The following is a 2,613-nucleotide window of genomic DNA, read 5'->3' on the forward strand; positions in this document are numbered from 1 at the left end:
GGGCGTTCGGATTCCCGGGAGCGCCTGCGCCGGCACTTCGAGGTGGACGCCGAGCACGTGGCCTACGCGGCGCTGGCCGAGCTGGCGCGCAAAGGGCGCTATCCCCGCAAGGATCTCCCCAAGGCCCTCCGGGAACTGGGCCTCGATCCCGACGCCCCCGATCCCGCCACGGCCTGACGCGCCGCGGGCGAATTCGACGTCGAGCCGTCAGGCGGGTTTCGAAGCGCGGCGCCGCGCACGCGGAGGCAAGGAGTCACCGGCGCGTATCCGTCCGGAACTCGAAGAGGCCCTCTCTCCCTATCCTTCGCGATCCTCCTCCTCCCGCTTGCAGGCCACGCACAGTCGCGCATAGGGAATTGCGCGCAACCGTTCCAGAGGAATCTCCGCCTGACAGCTCTCGCAGATGCCGAAGGTGCGATCCCGGATCCGTTCGAGCGCCTCTTCGATCTCCTGGATCTCCTGGCTCACCCCCTCCGCCCGCTCGAACGAAAAGTCCTGTTCGAAGGCGTCGCTCGCCAGATCCGCCAGATGCACCGGCAGGCTCGAAAGCTCGCCGGAGTCCCCGCCGCGGTGCCGGGCGCCGTCTTCCAACCCCTTCACATCCCCGAGCAAGGCCTCTTTCCGCCGCTTCAGCAGCTCCTCGAATTCGTGCAAGGACGACCGCGAATCTCCGCCCCTGGGGTCGCCCCCCTCCGGCATCCGGGATCCTTTCATACCGTGCTCCTGATCGAAACCTTGAAATGGTTCCGGAATCCCCCTTGGGGGAACCGGGCATCGCCGGAATCGGGGCGCATCGACCGGGAGCTCAGGGGGATACCTGGCGCTGCGGGAGCCTTCCGTCCGTCCTGCGGTGCACGCGTCGAGTCCTTTCCCCGAAGACCGCGCCCGGGGTGTTCGCCCAACAGATCCCGGGAAGCCCGCGCCGTTATGGATCAATTGCGCTCCGGACACCCATAACGCCGCGTCCCCTCCGGGGATCGCGTTTGAGGAGACAATCCCCGGAGACCCCTTATGGCCAACGCCCCCCGCATTCCTGCCGAGCTTGTCCGCCGAAAGATGACCTCGGGAGAGGACACCCTCGTCGTATGCGCCTACCCGAACGACGAGCAGTGCGCGGCCATCCGCATCCCCGGCTCGATCACGTTCCGGGAGCTCGAGGCGCGCCGCCCGACCCTCCGGCCCACCCAGGAAATCGTCTTCTACTGAGCCTGACCCGGCCAGGCCACCTCCGCCCGGCGGGCGGAAGACTACCAGGCCATGGGCTTCACGGAGGCGAAGTATCTGGAAGGAGGCGTGGAGGCCTGGAGGACGCTCAAAGGCGCGGCCTGACGGTCGGGCTTACCTCAGCGCGAGCGCCGCATCCCGAATGAGCCGCTGAAGCGGTTCCGGCCAGACGCCCAGGACGAACACGATCGCCGCCGGCGCCGCTCCGGCCCAGGCCGTTTTCCATCCCGCCGCCGGAAGCGCTTCCGGCCCCGGAGCCGGTCGATACAGGACCGCCACAACGCGCATGTAGACAAAGAACCCGATCGCGCTGTTGACCCCAAGCGCCGCCAGGAGCGCCCACCGCGCCGCGCCCGCGCCCGCCGCCATGAGATACACCTTTCCCACGAATCCCGCCGTCAGCGGCACCCCCGCCAGGGAGAGCAATCCCCCCGCCAGAAGCGCCGCCGTCCAGGGACGCCGCCAGAAAAGCCCCTGGTAGTCTTCGAGCGATTCCGCCTCCCGCCCCGGCTCGGACAGCGCCGTGACCGCCGCGAACACCGCCAGCGTCGAGGCCATGTACGCCGCCGCGAAGAACGTCGCCGCCTCCACCCCCTCCGATCCTCCCGCCACGACCGCCACAAGGACATATCCCGCCTGCGCCGTGGCCGAGTACGCCAGCAGGCGCTTCACGTTGTCCTGAAGAAGCGCCAGAAGATTCCCCGCCGTCATGGAAGCCGCCGCCACCAGCCCGATCCCCCACTCCGCGCCCTCGGGCGCCGCCTGCCGGAAGGCCCCGAAGTGCCGCACCAGAAACCCCAGCACCGCCCCTTTGGACACCGTGGCCACGAACGCCGTCGCCGGCGCCGGCGCGCCCTCGTACACGTCCGGCGCCCAGCCGTGCGCGGGCACCAGCGCGAGCTTGAACGCGATCCCCAGAAGCGCCATCGCCGCCCCGGCCCGGCTCCAGAGATTCCCCGGCGCCGCCCCCATCCGCTCGAACTCCATCGCGCCGGACTCGCCGTACGCGAGCGCCAGCCCGAAAAGAAGAAACGCCGCCGCCGCCGCGTGCAGGATCAGGTACTTGAGCCCCGCCTCGCCGGCCGACACGCGCCCCCGCGGGTAGGCGATCAGCCCGTAGAGCGACACGCTCAGAAGCTCCAGGCCCAGAAAGAACGAGAAAAAATGACGGCTCAGGGACAGCGTCGCCGCCCCCAGCGTGCCCAGAACGAGAAGCGTCGCGAATTCCCCGAACGGGTCCTCGGCCCCCCGGCGGAAGTACTCCCGGGCCAGAACCAGCGCCCCCAAGGCCGCCGCGCACAGGAGCGCCGTGAAAAGGAGCCCGTACGCGTCCACCACGAAAAGCTCCCCCACCGTCCGCGGGGCCGCCCGCGCCGCCCACACGCACAG

3 protein-coding genes are annotated in these 2,613 nt (G+C 69.8%); 1 reads left to right on the plus strand and 2 read right to left on the minus strand.

Features of this window, described 5'->3' with window-relative positions; genetic code table 11:
- Positions 1-297: 297 nt before the first annotated feature.
- Positions 298-714 (minus strand): TraR/DksA C4-type zinc finger protein, encoded by a 417-nt coding sequence (locus VNO22_00065; GenBank protein HXG59741.1) that lies wholly within the window; start codon positions 712-714, stop codon positions 298-300.
- A 297-nt stretch (positions 715-1,011) separates the two neighbouring features.
- On the opposite strand from VNO22_00065, the gene VNO22_00070 reads away from it, so the two are divergent.
- Positions 1,012-1,206 (plus strand): ArsR family transcriptional regulator, encoded by a 195-nt coding sequence (locus tag VNO22_00070; protein HXG59742.1) that lies wholly within the window; start codon positions 1,012-1,014, stop codon positions 1,204-1,206.
- A gap of 132 nt (positions 1,207-1,338) precedes the next feature.
- Here the strand turns inward: VNO22_00070 and VNO22_00075 are convergent.
- Positions 1,339-2,613, minus strand: a 1,275-nt coding sequence (locus VNO22_00075; GenBank protein HXG59743.1) for an NADH-quinone oxidoreductase subunit N, incomplete at its 5' end; no start/stop codon positions are given.

Source organism: Planctomycetota bacterium (assembly GCA_035574235.1).
Taxonomy (GTDB): Bacteria; Planctomycetota; MHYJ01; order MHYJ01; family JACPRB01; genus DATLZA01.

Coding starts and splice junctions, on each gene's coding strand:
- VNO22_00065 (HXG59741.1), bottom strand. CDS start 714: ATGAAAGGATCCCGGATGCCGGAGGGGGGCGACCCCAGGGGCGGAGAT.
- VNO22_00070 (HXG59742.1), top strand. CDS start 1,012: ATGGCCAACGCCCCCCGCATTCCTGCCGAGCTTGTCCGCCGAAAGATG.